A 278-nucleotide genomic window follows, 5' to 3' on the forward strand; every position below is an offset into this window, starting at 1 on the left:
ACCCAGTCTGAGCAAAACAAGACTTCGCAGTCATCAACTAGCTCTTCGACAGGATCTTCCTCTAGTCAGACTTCTTCATCCAATGAAGGTCAGACTAGTAATCTAGACGGAAGCTATCAGGCAAGCGACTATGATGGTGACCAATATGTCCTAGAAATTAATGGTAAGACTGGTACTTGGACGGAAACAGAAGTAGATGGCAGTAAGGAAATTAAGCAGGTACAAGTAGATACAGCTAATCAAAGATTGATTGTCGGTGACGATGTTAAAAGCTATCG

1 protein-coding gene is annotated in these 278 nt (G+C 42.1%); it reads left to right on the forward strand.

Features of this window, described 5'->3' with window-relative positions:
- On the forward strand, nt 1-278 hold a 278-nt coding region (locus tag SSIN_RS00550; protein WP_037614507.1), incomplete at both ends, for an SP_0198 family lipoprotein.

This window comes from Streptococcus sinensis (assembly GCF_000767835.1).
Lineage (GTDB): Bacteria > Bacillota > Bacilli > Lactobacillales > Streptococcaceae > Streptococcus > Streptococcus sinensis.